General features: G+C 44.4%; 11 protein-coding genes. 8 read left to right on the plus strand and 3 right to left on the minus strand.

The genetic code is table 11. The annotated features are described in order from the left end of the window. Nucleotides 1–317: 317 nt before the first annotated feature. Together C0638_RS19640 and C0638_RS19645 are read left to right on the plus strand one after the other, a co-directional pair. On the plus strand, nt 318–2,480 hold the full coding sequence (locus C0638_RS19640; RefSeq protein WP_058712325.1) for a DNA topoisomerase III: 2,163 nt from the start codon (nt 318–320) through the stop codon (nt 2,478–2,480). Between the two features lie 317 nt (nt 2,481–2,797). After that, on the plus strand, nt 2,798–4,912 hold the full coding sequence (locus C0638_RS19645; RefSeq protein ID WP_233902232.1) for a type IA DNA topoisomerase: 2,115 nt from the start codon (nt 2,798–2,800) through the stop codon (nt 4,910–4,912). 65 nt (nt 4,913–4,977) lie between these two features. Here C0638_RS19645 and C0638_RS19650 read toward each other — a convergent pair whose 3' ends face one another. Next, nucleotides 4,978–5,742, minus strand: coding sequence for an HAD family hydrolase (locus tag C0638_RS19650; RefSeq protein WP_013371449.1), 765 nt, complete (start codon nt 5,740–5,742; stop codon nt 4,978–4,980). 66 nt (nt 5,743–5,808) lie between these two features. Further along, the gene (locus C0638_RS19655; protein WP_040103606.1) at nt 5,809–6,726 is read right to left on the minus strand and encodes a hypothetical protein; all 918 of its coding nucleotides are present in this window, start codon (nt 6,724–6,726) and stop codon (nt 5,809–5,811) included. Nucleotides 6,727–7,178: 452 nt separating this feature from the next. Here C0638_RS19655 and C0638_RS19660 point away from each other — a divergent pair, with 452 nt between their 5' ends. The 5 genes from C0638_RS19660 (at nt 7,179) to C0638_RS19680 (ending at nt 12,601) form a co-directional block, all read left to right on the plus strand. Next, nucleotides 7,179–8,336: an MFS transporter gene (locus C0638_RS19660; protein ID WP_058712418.1), complete on the plus strand. Its 1,158-nt coding sequence runs from the start codon at nt 7,179–7,181 to the stop codon at nt 8,334–8,336. Between the two features lie 81 nt (nt 8,337–8,417). Further along, nucleotides 8,418–9,143, plus strand: a complete 726-nt coding sequence (locus C0638_RS19665; RefSeq protein ID WP_040103608.1) for a phosphonate ABC transporter ATP-binding protein — start codon at nt 8,418–8,420, stop codon at nt 9,141–9,143. Then, a complete protein-coding gene (locus C0638_RS19670; protein ID WP_040103609.1) occupies nt 9,140–10,474 on the plus strand; it encodes a hypothetical protein in 1,335 nt (444 codons plus the stop codon). The genes C0638_RS19665 and C0638_RS19670 overlap by 4 nt, the downstream gene beginning before the upstream one ends. Before the next feature lies 1 nt (nt 10,475). After that, complete coding sequence (locus tag C0638_RS19675) at nt 10,476–11,174, plus strand: response regulator transcription factor (RefSeq protein WP_007432526.1); 699 nt, start codon at nt 10,476–10,478, stop codon at nt 11,172–11,174. Continuing rightward, nucleotides 11,171–12,601, plus strand: coding sequence for a sensor histidine kinase (locus C0638_RS19680; protein ID WP_013371442.1), 1,431 nt, complete (start codon nt 11,171–11,173; stop codon nt 12,599–12,601). Before C0638_RS19675 ends, C0638_RS19680 begins: the two co-directional genes overlap by 4 nt. An 80-nt stretch (nt 12,602–12,681) precedes the next feature. Here C0638_RS19680 and C0638_RS19685 read toward each other — a convergent pair whose 3' ends face one another. Then, nucleotides 12,682–13,908 (minus strand): glucose-1-phosphate adenylyltransferase, encoded by a 1,227-nt coding sequence (locus C0638_RS19685; protein WP_040103610.1) that lies wholly within the window; start codon nt 13,906–13,908, stop codon nt 12,682–12,684. 236 nt (nt 13,909–14,144) lie between these two features. Here C0638_RS19685 and glgB point away from each other — a divergent pair, with 236 nt between their 5' ends. Further along, nucleotides 14,145–16,070, plus strand: a complete 1,926-nt coding sequence (gene glgB / locus C0638_RS19690) for a 1,4-alpha-glucan branching protein GlgB (protein WP_058712419.1) — start codon at nt 14,145–14,147, stop codon at nt 16,068–16,070. Nucleotides 16,071–16,078: the final 8 nt, after the last annotated feature.

Below are 16,078 nucleotides of genomic sequence, written 5' to 3' on the forward strand. Positions count from 1 at the left end.
GTGATGAACCTGAAAAGAGACTTCGGGGTCTCTTTTTGCCTCTTTTGCAATGGTTTTTGTCAAGGCTCGCCGTTCATTTGCTCGTAACATCGTAAAACATGATCCGCTAAGAAAGCCCTAATTATCAAGATTCAATGTGATGTCTGAAAAGAAAATTGAATTTACCTAAGAATGGATATAAAAAAAGAGGGAGTGAAGCCCAGCAACTATTTCATACCACTTATTATCATTTTGCTGTATATAATTCTAAGTCATGAAATTGAACCGATTTGCTGATATAATCAATTTATAGTTCTCTCAGAAAGGTCCGTGACATATTGAAACTTATTATTGCGGAAAAACCGGATCAAGGGGCGAAGTTGGCTTCACCTTTTAAACATAAAAAACAACAAGGGTATATTGAAATCTCACCGAACGATACATTTCCAAAAGGAGCCCTAGTGACTTGGGCTGTTGGTCATGTTTGCGAATTGGTGCCTCCAGAGGAATACGATCCTAGTCTTAAGAAGTGGAGTCTAGACACTTTGCCGATATTACCCGAAAAATTTAGACATCGCGTTTCTCCTTCTAAAGCCAAGCAATTTCAAGTGATTAAATCCCTTTTAATGCGTCCAGATATCAAAGAAATCGTCCATGCCGGGGATGCCGGGAGGGAAGGAGAGTACATAGTCCGCATAGCGGTTCAGCTTGTTGGAGTGAACAAACCTATGAAACGGCTATGGATATCATCGTTAACACCCAAAGCCGTCGAACAAGGTTTTATGAATTTGAAAGGTGAAGAGGATACCCGGTCCTTATATTATGAAGCCGTTAGCCGTTCTTGCGCTGATTGGCTCGTTGGAATGAATGGTTCACGGGTATATTCACTTCTGTTCCAGCGTAGAGGAATTAGAGAAGTATTCTCAACTGGGCGTGTACAAAGTCCGACATTGGCGCTAATCGTAGCACGCGAGAAAGAAATTCAGAATTTCAAACCGGAACCGTTCTGGGAATTAAAAGCCAAATTCCTAATAAATGATACTGTCTATGAAGGCACATGGTTTCGGGAGAAGCAAACACGGTTTGCAAGTCGGGATGAAGCGGAGTCCGTCAAAAGAAACTGTGAAAATAAGCTGGCATCAGTCAATGAAATTGAGAGAGAGCGAAAAGAATTTCAACCGCCACAGCTCTTTAACTTATCTTCATTGCAAGCAGTTGCCAATCAAATTTATAAATATTCGCCTCAAAATTGTTTAAATGCGCTGCAGCAGCTTTATCTGGAAGGATACATTTCCTATCCGAGATCGGATTCGGCTTATGTAACACCTGAAGAAGCCAGGCAATTTCCTGAGATTCTTTCAAAGTTAAGTCGTCAAGAATCATTCAAGGATTTCTTTCCTTTGCCCATACAATCTATTGCCAATAATAAGAGATTTGTCAATGCGGCAAAAGTAAGTGATCACTATGCGATCATTCCAACAGAAGTGATCCCCCAAATCGGACGATTGAAACCAGAAGAGCGTAATTTATACGAGCTGATTGTCAAGAGGCTGATAGCTGCGCATTATGATAAGGCTATTATTGATTATTCGCGCTTAATTACAGTCGTAGGTGATCAAGAAACATTTCTCACCAAAGGAAGACTTATTGTGCAGGAAGGTTGGCGAAAAGTTCTGTATGATTCTGATTCTCAGGAAGAATCCGAACCAGATGTATTACCTCCATTGGAGCAAGGCGACTCAGGAACAGTTGAAGAATTACTTGTAAAAGAAGGAAAAACTCAGGCTCCAAAGCGATACACCGAAGGGCAATTGATTACTTTAATGAAGACGGCTGGAAAGCATCTTGAAGACGCAGAGTTAGAGAAAATTCTTGAAAAAACAGAAGGATTGGGCACGGAGGCCACGCGTGCCGGTATCATCTCAGTTCTTAAAGACCGCAAGTATATTGAGGTAAAGAAAAACATGGTTTATGCTACAAGCAAGGGGATTATATTGATCGATGCTTTAGGCGACAGCATATTAGCATCCGCAGAAATGACAGCCAAGTGGGAACAACGACTTCATGATGTCGGGCAAGGCAATGCGTCCCCGCAATCGTTTATGGAGCAGGCTAAAAGATTGTCGCAAAAAATTGTCGATGATGCAATTCGAAACTCGATGACTTGGACTTTTACAGCAAAAAGTATGGAGAGTAAAGAGCAGACTGAAAAAGCGGATAAGGTTTCTGGAGGTTTAGGTCTTGGTCCGTGTCCGAAATGCAAAGAGGATGTTATAGATAAAGGGGCGGCTTATAGTTGCTCGGCAAGGCCGCGATGCGATTTTTCATTTTCTAAAAAAGTATTGGGTAAAATCATAACAGAAACGCAGATCAAGAGGTTTTTGGGGAAAGGGAGGACAAACCTTATTAAGGGATTCAAAAAAGGTGACAAAACTTTCGAGGCCGCACTTGTCTGGAAAAAGGAAGAAGGTAGGGTCGGTTTTGAATTTAAACCGAAGTAAGGATATTATCTTGACAAGACTAGGTAAAATAATTAAATTAAACGTATGACTATGAATCATTATGCGAGATGTGACAAGAGTTGCATCGAGCTCTAGCCAGGCGGCAAAAGAGCACTTGTAAGATTTCATTACAGGATTCAATCGAGTCCCGTATGATTTCTTTTAAGTTGCTCTTTTTTTATTGAAAAGCGTGCGTCATTATGACTCAAGTACTACAACTCAAAATGTATAAATATGCATTTGATTCTATGTATCCTTTAACTGGTTTAATCCAGCTCTCTAAAAGACGAAAAAATCCCTATGCGAGGAGTGAAGTTATGAAATTATTAGATGTCGTTGGATTAAACGGAGTAGGACATATAAAAGGTTTTTTCACAACATGCATATGCGAACTTTCCATTAGTGAACATATTTTTGCGTTAATTCAGCAGCAGCTAAAGCTACGACAGCCGGTTAAGCGATTGTGGATCTCGGACTTGACAGCAGAGAGTATTGCGACAGGCTTTGAACGATTGCGAGATGCCTCGGAGTTTGAATTCCTGACTCAAGCTGCGCGGGCACGAAGTGAAGCGGACTGGCTGATTGGCATGAACGCTTCCAGAGCGTTCACAACACGTCATAACACCCTGCTGTCGGTAGGACGGGTACAGACTCCCGTGCTGGCACTAATTCATGATAGAGAAAAGGAAATTGAAGCATTTCAGTCTCAAACCTTCTATGACGTGTGGGCTGAGTTTAAGCAAGATCAGATTAAGTACAAAGGGGCATGGCAGGGAGATCGGCTGACGAAACCGGAAGAAGCTGAGGGGATCGCTGCGGCGGTACGCGGGAAAGAGGGGAAGATTACCAAGTATGATACGAAGCAGACAAAGGAGTATCCTTTTAAATTGTACGATTTGACGCTGCTTCAACGCGAGGCGAATGCCAAGTACGGCTATTCGGCCAAAAAAACGCTGGATGTGGCACAAGCGCTTTATGAGCGTCACAAGGTCATTTCCTATCCGCGTACCAACTCTAACTATGTGACAGAGCAGAATATAGACGGCATGCATAAGGCATTACGGATGCTGGGGACAGGCCCTTATGCTGATCTGGTTCAACAAGCAAACCCTAATTTGGTCCATAAACAGAATAAATCGGTCTGCAATCCGTCTCGTGTTGAGGATCACCATGCTATCTTGCCGACGTTAAAAAGACCGGGGACGCTAAGCAAGGAGGAACAAAATGTATACGACCTGGTTATTCGTAGGTTTCTGTCGCATTTTTTCCCGCCGGCTGAATATAAAATGCATACCGTAATGACGCAGGTGGACAAGCATTTGTTTAAAACCAATATTAAGGAGCTTCTGTCCTTGGGATGGAAAGTGGTTTTGAGCAAGGCTGACCAGGATAAAGGTAAAAAGAGCAAAACATTAAAAAAAGAAGATGAAGAGGAAACGGACGAGTGGACGGACAAGAAGTTTGAAATTGATGCAGGGCGTCCGGTGGATTGTGTTCGCGCCGAGATGAAAGAAAAGGCGACTCAGCCCCCTAAAAGCTACACGGAGGGCACATTGCTTAAAGCGATGGAAAGCGCCGGCAAGCAGATGGAGAATGAGGAATTACGCGAGGTTATGAAGGACGCTGGCTTAGGTACGCCTGCGACACGAGCTGCCACAATTGAACGATTGAAGAAGGTCGGCTACATTGAAATGAAGGGCAAAAAGATTCTTATTACAGATAAGGGAAAGATGGCTATTGACCTGATCCGTCATGCCGGGGTAGATCTATTAGCCTCACCGGAAATGACAGGTCAATGGGAACGCCGTCTTCATCAAATTTCCAAGGGTGAGGCAGCTCAGGAGAAGTTTATGGATAACGTTAAAAGATTCACGTTGTCCATCATTGATAAGGTAAGGCAGCAGCCACCTGCTCCCGCAAATGCCTTTGGCGAGGAGGCAAGGAGTAATCGCTCGGGAGGCAAGGGGAACGCCCGCAGTGTAGGCGCGAGTGGACGTGCCACCGCCAAAGGAATGGACCGCACACCATCAGGAGGCGGTAGTAGTGCAGGAAGTGCTGCGCTAAAGCAAGCAGCACCACCAACAAGACGCAGTTCAGCTACAAAAGCAGTGCGGAGCTCATCTGATGGACAGTCAGATGCTTCAGTGAGCCAAAGGCAGGCGTTAGGCAGCTGCCCGTGCTCCAATTGCGGTGGGAGTATTATTGAAGGCCGTAAAGGGTATGGGTGTAGCCATTTTAAGCAAGGCTGTGGCTTTGTCATTTGGAAGGAATATGCTGGCAAGCAGATTACCGAAACGATGCTCAAGTCCCTGCTCGCGAAGGGGCAGACGCAATTGTTGTCTTTTAAACGGAAGGACGGATCGACCGTCAAGGCGCGGATAGTTCTGGATGTACCAGGAACAGGACAACTTAGCGTTCGTGAGGAATCCTGAAATAAAGCCGTCTATCATAGTAGAATGTGAAGGTTGAATGACTTTTTAAACACGAAAAAAGGACCCTATCCGAGGGTCCTTTTTTGTTGATGCAATTGTATGCTTTCGTGGATCACCCGTGGCACTTCTGTTAGCTTTTGTATTGTATACATTACAGAGTTCACGTTTTTTTGCAATTCAACCATATTGTAAATCCATTCTTTAGGCTGCTTAAGATACACAGCGTGAATACCTGCCGCAAGGGCTGGAGATACGTCGGTGCGTAAAGAATTCCCAATCATCCAGGTGATGCCTCGGTCCAGCCGATTTATTTGAATGATTTCTTCCAGTGCTTCGACATTTTTATGCTGGCGAATATAGATACGGTCATCAAAGTAAGTAGCCAGCTTCATTTGTTCAATCTTTCTTTCTTGAATGACCTGCTCACCGCCCGTGTAAAGGTGAAGGGAATGCCCTGCTTTTTGGAGTGAATTTAACGTTTCGGCCATACCTGGATACGGTTCAATTTCCTGCTCGTACACACTTCGGCCAAGCGAGCGAAGCTCCTGCTCTTCCCGAGAATCCGTACGGCGTCCGAATTGTTCAGAGAAAAACTGGTACGTATCTATTAGGGATTGTGGAAAATGCTCGCTGGCAAAACCCACCTGATGAACCCCAGCCACATCAATTTCAATTTGTTTTTCACGGATTGTATTTCTCGTTAGGTTATGAGCTGCAAACCATTCCTGAAGCAAATCGAAAAAGTGGTTGAGAATAAGGTCGAAATACTTGTTGCAGTGGACCAAAGTGTCATCAAGATCAAATAAAATGTGCTGTTTCGGATACGACATGATGCATACTCCTTCCAAGCCAAAGCTTTAACGGTGTTCAGTTTATAACTAAAGTTGCGATTCAAATTACAATCCAATATAGGATTCCAAAAATACCTGCAAATCAGCCGCACCGTCGGGACGGATGCTGAATTTTTCCTTGTGATAGCGTCCAATGTGTATGCGGAGCAAACCAGCCACACGCAAAATCATCATATCAGACATTAGTGTATCTTCCAATCGGCTCAAATCATGACGCATGTCTTCAAGAGACTTAGGACCTTGAGCTACATAACGCAAAATGCGCAGCCGTTGTGGATCATTGACTGCACGAGTGAGTCGTAGTAGAAGCGTGGGCGGTTCTTCCTCACTCTCTTCGGGAATATCTACCGGATACTGGATTAGCAGTGTACGGGTGTAAAAGCAGTATGAATTAATTGGGCGATTATGAACGACCGGAAACAGCACTACTGTATCGAGGTCTTCCATATGTGGCACGACTAGTCCAGCTGTCGCATATTCAACAAGTGCTTCCGGTTCCATTTTACTTAACAACATGCGCTTTTCCGCAGCATCTTCTTCTGCCAATACACGCAGTTCGCCTTCCAAGGCCCGAAAATAATCACGATCCCACAATCTGAGGAGCGGTGCATATACCTTACGAATGCGTAAAGATTCTTCAAAGGTTAAAAAAGGAATATGCGGAACAAGCAGCTCAAACATATCCTTATCCGGTCCGTGATCCAAGTAAGAAATATAGTCGGATATTTCATCTGTTTCTGGTCGAAGCAACGCCCAGGCATAGAGTGCGTCATAATCGCTAAAAGGGCAATCCTGAGCTGTAGCTAGCTCAGTACGAACTTCCTGTTGTAATCGTGCATCCACCTTGTCGATCCATTCATGGCCCAAGTCCATATCATGGACCCACTTTTTAGTTACATAGGCCATAAAGCTGCCGAGCAATTCATAAATTGGGGAAGTGTCTATTTTAATTTGATAACTCATGGAATCAAATGCCTCCTATTCTGTCTTCTAGCCCAGAGCGGTGAACGTAAATAAAGCCCGTCCATAAGCAAAACATGAGCATTTTGAAATTGCCCACTCATTTATTATGGCTTGTTCTGCCAGGCATTGTCCACTATAATATGAAATAGTACGTTGTGACGTGAACTTGGTCGGATTGAACATACGAGGCTCTTAACCGAGGAGTCGGATACATACCAGACTAGCTCTATCCGTAAAATCGTCATCTCAGATGGCGATTTTTTTATTTCTCTCTTTAATACACTAAAATTAACATGCTAAAAACACCTTAATATGTAATATATCGATTTTTAGAAAGTCATGGTACACATCGTGATAAGATTTATTATTGATTATGGTATCAAATGCAAATCATTTCTAAACATTCATTTTATGATGTTAATAATTTATTTGTTCGAGCAGGAGGAGCTGGGATGTCGTCGTCGTTACGTGTTCATTATTTTATCTTAATTGCAGTTATTATTGTTGCTGGATTATGTCAGGGTTTACTATTGCCCATTCTGTCGATCTCTTTGGAACAAATGGGGGTTTCGTCTTCGCTAAACGGAATGAACGCGGCTGCACTGTATATTGGTTCATTCGCAATGACACTGGTGGCTGAACGGACTTTGGGGTGGCTGGGATTTAAAAAGCTGATGGCTGGTGGTCTTGTGCTTGTGCTGATCATGCTGCTGCTGTTCCCGCTAATCCCTGATATTCGGGTTTGGTTCGTACTGCGCCTGCTAGTAGGTATTGGTGACAGTGCGTTGCATTATTCTGCGCAGTTGTGGATATTGCTGGTAACTCCAGCAGAGAATCGAGGCCGCAACATTTCCTTTTATGGTATGTCTTATGGTCTGGGTTTTGCATTAGGCCCATTGGGATTGTGGCTACTTGATTATGGAATGCTGGTTCCATTTGCTGCGTTGGCTTTGTTGTGCTTGCTTGTGTTGCTGTTAGTGTTAATCAAGCTGCCTGACTCAAGACCCGAGAAGCAGGAGACTGAGGCGCGTCCCGCACAAAGATTCCGGCGCAGCTATAGCTGGGCATGGTACGCTCTGTTGCCTGCATTTCTATACGGTTATATGGAAGCGAGCCTGAACAGTAATTTTCCAGTCTATGGCCTGCGTATTGGCTTCCATACCGATGAAATTGCTGCCTTGCTGCCTTTCGTCAGTTTGGGAGGCTTAGTGCTGCAACTGCCTTTAGGTATATTAAGTGACCGTTGGGGACGTAAAAAGGTGCTAATGAGCGTAGGTATAGCAGGAGGGTTGACCTTTATGTTACTACCATGGAGTGGCAATCATTTTATGTTCACATTGGTATTGCTGACCATCGCAGGTGGATTGGTAGGCTCCTTTTTCTCACTTGGTTTGGCCTATGCAGCTGACCTGTTGCCCAAATCATTTTTGGCGGCTGCAAATGTGCTGGCATCCTTTCATTTTAATCTGGGAAGTGTGATCGGACCTAATATTAGCGGAGGGTTGCTGGACCTTGGAACTCAAGGCAGTATGTTTCTAGTCCTTGGAGGTAGTTATATTGTTTTCGGATTGTTAGGTCTGTTTTCCCGAAAAAGAGTACCAGCGGTATAAAACTGCGGTTTGCATGGTATTTGTTTCACAATTACTATAAAATATAAACATGTATTGATGGCGGACAAAGGGGAATCATAGATGATTAAAATTCGGAAGCTGACCAAGCAAGTGGGGCCTGAACGTACCCCGTTGCTTCGAGGGATTGATGCTGAAATTCATCAGGGTGAATTCATTGCTATAGTGGGGCCAAGCGGAAGCGGTAAAACGACACTTCTTCGCTGTCTTGCTTTACAAGAGCCTTGGGAAGAAGGCAGTTTGATTGTTGGTGGCAATGATGTACTGAGATCCGGGTGGACGGGCAAGATGAAAATAAAGCGAGAGTGGGCATACCTGGAACAAAATCCGCATCTTAATATGAATCGGACCGCTCTTAAAAATGTGCTCATTGGCAGATCGGGTCAAACACCCTGGTGGAGAATGGTGACTGGCATGGTGCGTTCCGACGATTATATGGGAGCGATGGACGTTCTAGAGGATCTGGGTCTGCTGGATAAGGCGCATGATAAATGCGACAAGCTCAGCGGCGGCGAACGGCAGCGGGTAGCCACAGCGCGTGCTCTCGTTCACGGAGCTAAGGTTATTTTAGCTGATGAGCCTGTAAATGGACTTGATCCTGCCTCAGCAGCGCATGTACTGGAAACCTTTCGCAAGCTGTGCTCTGGCGAGCGAGTAACAATCATTACTGTACTGCCGCTGGAAATGGCTGAACGTTTTGCTTCCCGAATCTGGGGTCTGAATGAGGGTAAACTGGTGTTTGATATCCAGGGAAGACGATTGACACAGGCAGAAAAGAACAAATTGTGAAGGGGACGGCAAGAGAAGTGAAAAAAATGCTGTTGAAAATGGTGGCTTGCTGCTGCTCCTTGCTGCTTCTTGCTGGATTTTTAAGCGGCTGTAATGTGATTAGCGATCCGATTTCGCTGATGCAGACACCAACGATGTCTGACGAGAAACAACAGCTGAATGGAGCAGTGAATACGCAATTAGGGGCGGTACAGCCTTTAAGGCCGAATGATCCGGATGATCCTACGCCAATTCGGACGGGAGATTTGAATAATGATGGTATAGACGAAGCAGTGCTCTTTTACGAAACGCCAGATGAGAGCGTAAAAATACATGGTGTCTTGTTTGAAGATCAAGGAGGAACGTGGGTAAAGAAGCTTACATTTGATGGGGAAGGCACAGTGTTGGAATCATTTAAACTAGTGGATCTAACAAATGACGGTACGCTTGATATTGTAGCAGGCTTTTCGAGCGGAGACAGTGGCGAGAACGGGGAGCAGAAGGGTCTTATCGTTTACTCTTATACTGGAGGAACGTTAGAAAAAATATATGCAACGGGCTATACGGACTTCGTTGTAGACGATTTTAACCATAAGAAGATGGATTTGAACGGGGACAATCTGAATGACTTGACGATTATCTTGCTCCGTCGCAATGAATTTTTTACTGTAAAAACGTTCCAGTTCAGCGGAGGAACCTTTAAGGAGATCGGATCGTTGGATTTGGACAGTCAGGCTTTAGGTGTCTATAATGTGGTCGCTGGTAAGGTAGCCCAGGGTAGGCAGGGAATCATTATAGATACAAAGATTGCTCAGACGACTACGGTATCCAATGTTATCGTGATGGATCACGGCAAACTTAGAAAGCTCAATCTTATGGATGTTACCTTCAAGGATGCTACCATCGCCAGTGGTGATGTGGACGGTGACGGTATTCTCGAATTTGGAAATTTGGAGAAGCCTAAAGGCTGGAGCAACAGGCCGCTCGATGAAGTTCCTTATTTTGTATCGTTCTATCAGTGGGATGGGGCCAAAGGGACGATTTTCAAGCAGCAACAGTATCGTGATTCTAATGAACAGGTCTACTTCAGGCTGCCAAAAGAGCTGCATGGCAAGGTGACTATTGATCCGAAGGTTTCAAGGAAGGACAGCTATTTGCGGTTTATTTTGGATGATACAGACAAAACGATAGCGGAAATTAAATTTTTCTCGTTATCACAATGGGAGCGAAATAACGAAGGCTATAGCCAACTGTGGCGAACGAATGCACAGGTAGTTGGTATAAAACGATCCAGCGAGCTGGAGCCACGTAAAGCCATTAAAAACAAGCTGGGGGAAAGGCAGGTAGAGTAGAGTGAGTAAAGTTTTAATCATGGAAGACGAGGAATCTATCCGTAGCTTTATCGTCATTAACTTGAAACGTAACGGCTTTGAGGTGTTGGAGGCGTCAGAAGGACACGAGGCTTTGAATATTTTGAATACGGTGCGGGATATCGATATTGCGTTACTTGACGTGATGGTGCCGGGCATGGATGGTTTTGAGGTTTGTCGGAGAATTCGGGAAACGAATGAGCGTATTGGCATTATCTTTCTGACAGCCAAGGTACAGGAACAGGATAAGGTGTATGCCTTGTCTGTAGGGGCTGATGACCATGTGAGCAAGCCTTTCAGCCCGACAGAGCTGATTGCACGTATTCAATCGTTATTGCGTCGGGTGAATGTACATCGTGAAACAGCAGCCAAGGTGTCCTTCCAGTCCGGTCCGTTCACGCTGGATTTGATAGCTAAGCAATTTAAGAAAAACGGGCAGCTGATCGAGCTGACACCGACAGAGTTTTCCCTGATTCAGTTTTTTCTCGAAAAGGAAAATACGCCGCTCAGCCGGGATGTTCTGCTTGACCACGTATGGGGCAAGGAATATATGGGCGATCCGAAAATTGTAGATGTGAACATCCGACGTCTGCGGCAGAAAATTGAAAACAATCCATCCGAGCCGGCTTTCTTACAAACCGTATGGGGACATGGATACAAATGGAAAGGTCAGTCTCAATGATCAAAAAGGGGATTCGCCGACAGATTGTGCTTCACTATTTTTTCGTAGTGTTTTTGGCGCTTCTGTTAGTAGAAGTCATTTTTATGTTTGCACTCCGGTCATATTATTATGACACTATTTATAAAAAGATCGAGAACCGTATCCAATCGGTAAGTGAATTTGCATCCAAATTCAAGGAGCCGGAACAATCATTACAATCGTATTTGTTGGATACATTTTCACTGCCCAACACTGAATTGCAATTGCTAGATGAACAGGGAAATGTAATTGATAACTCGACAAATTTTGCTGCGGATCTAAGTGTGCAAACCAGTGATGTGACACAAGCTTTAGCTGGAGATACAGGCAAATGGATCGGTAAACAACCGAGTACGGGGCAACAGGTAATGGCGGTATCTCAAAAACTGGACAATATTGTCGGGGATCAGGTGTATATAATCCGGTATACGACTTCGTTGGAATTAGTAAATGACAAGTTATTCATCATTACATTATTTTCGGTGGGAATCATGGCAGCTGTATTGATTATTGTATTTGTAGTGAGTACAGGGCTTGCCAATTCCATTGTGAGACCGATTAACAATATTCGCGATGTATCTGCTCAGATGGCGCAGGGTCGATTTGATGCACGTATCAAAGGCGATTATCGCTATGAACTGGGTGAACTGGCATCGACGTTGAACTACATGGCACAGGAAATTGTCAGAACCAATCAAATCAAGGATGATTTTATTTCTTCCATTTCTCATGAGCTGCGTACTCCGCTTACTTCCATTAAGGGCTGGAGTGAAACGTTAAATTCTGGCGGATATGACCCGGAAGAGACCAAGATCGGAATGCAGATTATTTCTAAGGAAACGGACCGGCTGATTGGCTTGGTGGAGGAAATTCTCGATTTTTCCAAACTAGAACAAAATGCCATGAAGCTTGTGATGGGAACAGTTGATCTTCGAGAGCTTTTGCAGGAAATTATGCTGAATGTATGGGCCAAGGCAGAAATGAAGCAGATTAAGCTACAACTGGATTCCGAGGAAACGGCATATCTTGTTCATGGAGACGGTAACCGTCTGAAACAGGTGTTTTTGAACATTGTAGATAATGCCATCAAATTTTCGCACGAGAGCTCGATTATTTATCTGTCTCTTCAACGTGTTAAGGGTAATATCGAGATATCGGTACAGGATACAGGAATTGGGATTAGTGAAGAAAATCTTGCCAGAGTAAGAGATCGCTTTTTCCAGGTAGACCACCAAAATGGGGGGACTGGACTGGGATTGGCAATCTCGCAACAGTTTGTTGAGCGTCATCACGGGCAGATGCTCATTAGAAGTGAATTGGGAGCTGGAACCACCATTACGGTTTCATTGCCTGCTCTGCAAGCAGAGCCATCGGTGGAACCACCACAACTCTCGGAAGGGCAGATTTAAAGTTAAATGTAAGATGTAACCATAAAAACAGCCAGTCCTCACCATAATGGAGGGCTGGCTGTTTGAAATTTAGGGGAGAGTTATGAAGTAAAGCCTTCTGCACGCAAGCGTGTGTTACGCTCATAGGCTTCTTTTAGCATACGTGTAGTTTGTGGCCGTACTGCCATTTTGCCAAATACTGTTTCATTGGGTCCGATAACCACAATTTCGCTCGGATTACCTTTAATAACAGCACCGTCACGAATCACAGCACCTTCACCGATAATTGCGTGCTCAATATGCACGTTGCGCCCAATACGTGTGTCAGGCATAACGATACTTTCCTTGATGGAAGAGCCTTTTCCCACCTCGACGCCGCTAAACACTACGGAGCGCTCAATTTGGCCTTCGACTTGGCAGGAATCATGCAGGAGGCTGTCCAATGACTGCATTTTACGACCAGGCACCTTTTGCGCGCTCAGCCTTGTGCGGCGTTCACGTGTATACATTGGCCAGTCTTGACGCTGAAGGTCAATCGCGCAATTTTCTTGCAGCAAGTCCATGTGGGAGTCCCATAGGCTTTTAACTGTACCTACGTCTTTCCAATAGCCCTGGAATTCATAAACGTATAGTGATTCTTGGTCTGCCAGCATTTTAGGTATGATATCTTTGCCAAAATCATGACTGGATTGAGGATCCTGTGCGTCTTCCAGTAGATAATTTCTTAAGTAATCCCATTTGAAAAGGTAAATCCCCATAGAGGCTAAATTACTTTCCGGTTTCTCCGGCTTCTCTGCAAATTCAGTGACGCGCAGATCTTCATCGGCGCTCATAACACCAAAACGGTGTGCTTCATCCCAAGGAACCTCCATGACAGAAATGGTTGCCGCAGCTCCTTTTTCCTTATGGTAGTTCAGCATCTCGCCATAATTCATATAGTAAATATGGTCACCGGATAAAATAAGCACATGTTCTGGATTTTGGCTGTCAATATATTCGATATTCTTATGAATAGCATCTGCCGTTCCTAAGTATTCAGCGTTACCTGTATTATAAGATGGAAGCAGGGTAATTCCTTTGTCATCCGTTTTTGTAAGGCCCCATGGAGTTCCATCCCCAATATGTTCGTGCAAGGATTCTGCCTCATATTGCGTCAGTACACCTACAGTATCAATGTTTGAATTTACGCAATTACTGAGAGGAAAATCGATGATCCGGTAATGACCGCCAAAAGGTACGGCGGGTTTTGCAATCGTTGAAGTAAGGGGAGCAAGACGGCGTCCCTCTCCGCCTGCCAGCAGCATGGCAATGCATTCTTTATTAAACATTTCGTTTCCCTCCCGGTTTAGTTGTCTGTTGTAGTACATACATAAACGGTATGGGGTACTCTTGAAACCATCAGGTATATAAGATTCCCCAAAAACTAAGGTTTATTTTTTTCCTAGTCATTTTTCTGTTCATTGTGGCTAGAATGGGGTAATAACTCAGGTCAGCTTTGACCCAAAAGCGAATGCATTACCGATTCATACATTTTTACTTACAAACATAAAAGGGTGGTGACGTGATGACAGACCAAACTCTTCCGCAACAGACTATCTCATCGGAAGATATTTATTTGTTTCATGAAGGAACGCTTTATCACAGCTACCGATCTTTGGGTTCCCACCTTACTGTGGAGAACGGAGAACAGGGCGTTCGTTTTACGGTCTGGGCTCCTCATGCTCTCCATGTCGGGCTTGCTACAGATCGCAACAACTGGAATGGGGAACAGGATTCCTTATATAGGGTTCCCAAATCCGGTTTTTGGAGTCGTTTTTTTCCGAGGATATCCCAAGGAACATTTTACAAATACGACATTACAGGTCCAAATGGTGAACGATTTCTAAAAGCAGATCCTTACGCCGTACGTGCTGAAGTGAGACCGGCTACGGCTTCAGTGGTATCTTCATTGGATGGTTATGTTTGGAACGATGCAGCTTGGCGCCGTAAACGTAGAGCACCTTATGGTAAACCTCTACATATATACGAGCTTCATCTAGGCACTTGGAAGCAAAAAGCAGATGGTACGTTTTATACATACAGGGAAATGGCTGAGCTTCTTGTGCCTTATGTAACTGATATGGGGTATACACATATTGAGCTGATGCCGCTGAGTGAGCATCCGTATGATCTTTCCTGGGGCTACCAATTAACAGGATATTTTGCACTCACAAGCCGTTATGGTGAACCACATGATTTTATGTATTTAGTGGATCGTTGCCATCAGGCGGGAATTGGAGTGATTATGGATTGGGTTCCGGCTCATTTTGCCAAGGATGCTCATGGATTGAGACGGTTTGACGGATCGCCACTGTTCGAATACGCGGACCCGCTAATTGCTGAAAAGCCCGGCTGGGGAACCCTAACGTTCGATTATAGCAAGCCAGAAGTACGTTCTTTTCTGATCTCCAACGCATTGTTCTGGATGGATGTGTACCATATTGATGGTCTGCGTGTGGATGCGGTGACGAGCATGTTACGGCTGGATTTTGAAAAGCAGGAAGGACAATATTGTCTCAATTCCAAGGGAGGGATTGAAAATGAGGAGGCTATCGCCTTCCTTCAACAGCTGAATGAGACGGTATTCCGCTATTATCCATATGCACTCATGATGGCAGAGGAGTCCAGCGCTTGGCCGATGGTGACCTCCCCAGTAAGCGATGGAGGGCTCGGTTTTAATTACAAATGGAATATGGGGTGGATGAACGATACACTTGATTATATGGAATCGGAGTTTGATCAACGAGCCGAGCGCCATAATTTGCTGACCTTTCCCATAGCCTATGCATACAGCGAAAATTTTACACTGCCATTGTCGCATGATGAGGTTGTTCATGGTAAGAAGTCGCTGCTTGATAAAATGCCGGGCACCTATGAACAAAAATTTGCCGGACTACGGGCGCTCCTTGGCTACCAAATGACCTCACCAGGTAAAAAGCTCTTATTCATGGGAGGGGAATTTGGCCAGTTTATTGAATGGAAGGATGAGGATCAGCTTGACTGGTTTTTGCTGGACTATGACAGTCATCGGTCTTTGCACACATATTCGAAAGCACTGAATCATTTATATCTTCAGGAGAAAGCATTATGGGAATTGGACCATTCGTGGGACGGCTATCAATGGATTGAAGCTGAAGACCGTGGGCAGAGTGTGATTACGTATTTACGTAAAGGCAAAAAAACGGGGGATACACTGGTTGTCCTTATTAATTTTCAGCCTGTGCAAAGAGAAAATTATCGAATAGGGTTGCAAAAGGCAGGAAGCTATATGGAATTGCTGAACAGCGATCATAAGGACTTTGGGGGAAGTGGTCAGGTAAACTCCGGAGCGATACGTACTTCCAAAATCCCTTACCACGGACAGCTTCACAGCTTGGAGGTGACTATTCCACCCCTAAGCATCGTTATACTCAAGAAGACACCACCACGTAGGTCTAAAAAAGCAGATTGACCACATAA

Origin of the sequence: Paenibacillus sp. lzh-N1 (genome assembly GCF_002872435.1) — a bacterium.
GTDB classification, from domain to species: Bacteria; Bacillota; Bacilli; order Paenibacillales; family Paenibacillaceae; genus Paenibacillus; species Paenibacillus polymyxa_C.

What these genes read in the sequence shown, in the direction of transcription:
- C0638_RS19645 (WP_233902232.1), top strand. Translation starts at nt 2,798, where the DNA reads ATGAAATTATTAGATGTCGTTGGATTAAACGGAGTAGGACATATAAAA.
- C0638_RS19650 (WP_013371449.1), bottom strand. Translation starts at nt 5,742, where the DNA reads ATGTCGTATCCGAAACAGCACATTTTATTTGATCTTGATGACACTTTG.
- C0638_RS19655 (WP_040103606.1), bottom strand. Translation starts at nt 6,726, where the DNA reads ATGAGTTATCAAATTAAAATAGACACTTCCCCAATTTATGAATTGCTC.
- C0638_RS19660 (WP_058712418.1), top strand. Translation starts at nt 7,179, where the DNA reads ATGTCGTCGTCGTTACGTGTTCATTATTTTATCTTAATTGCAGTTATT.
- C0638_RS19665 (WP_040103608.1), top strand. Translation starts at nt 8,418, where the DNA reads ATGATTAAAATTCGGAAGCTGACCAAGCAAGTGGGGCCTGAACGTACC.
- C0638_RS19680 (WP_013371442.1), top strand. Translation starts at nt 11,171, where the DNA reads ATGATCAAAAAGGGGATTCGCCGACAGATTGTGCTTCACTATTTTTTC.
- C0638_RS19685 (WP_040103610.1), bottom strand. Translation starts at nt 13,908, where the DNA reads ATGTTTAATAAAGAATGCATTGCCATGCTGCTGGCAGGCGGAGAGGGA.
- glgB (WP_058712419.1), top strand. Translation starts at nt 14,145, where the DNA reads ATGACAGACCAAACTCTTCCGCAACAGACTATCTCATCGGAAGATATT.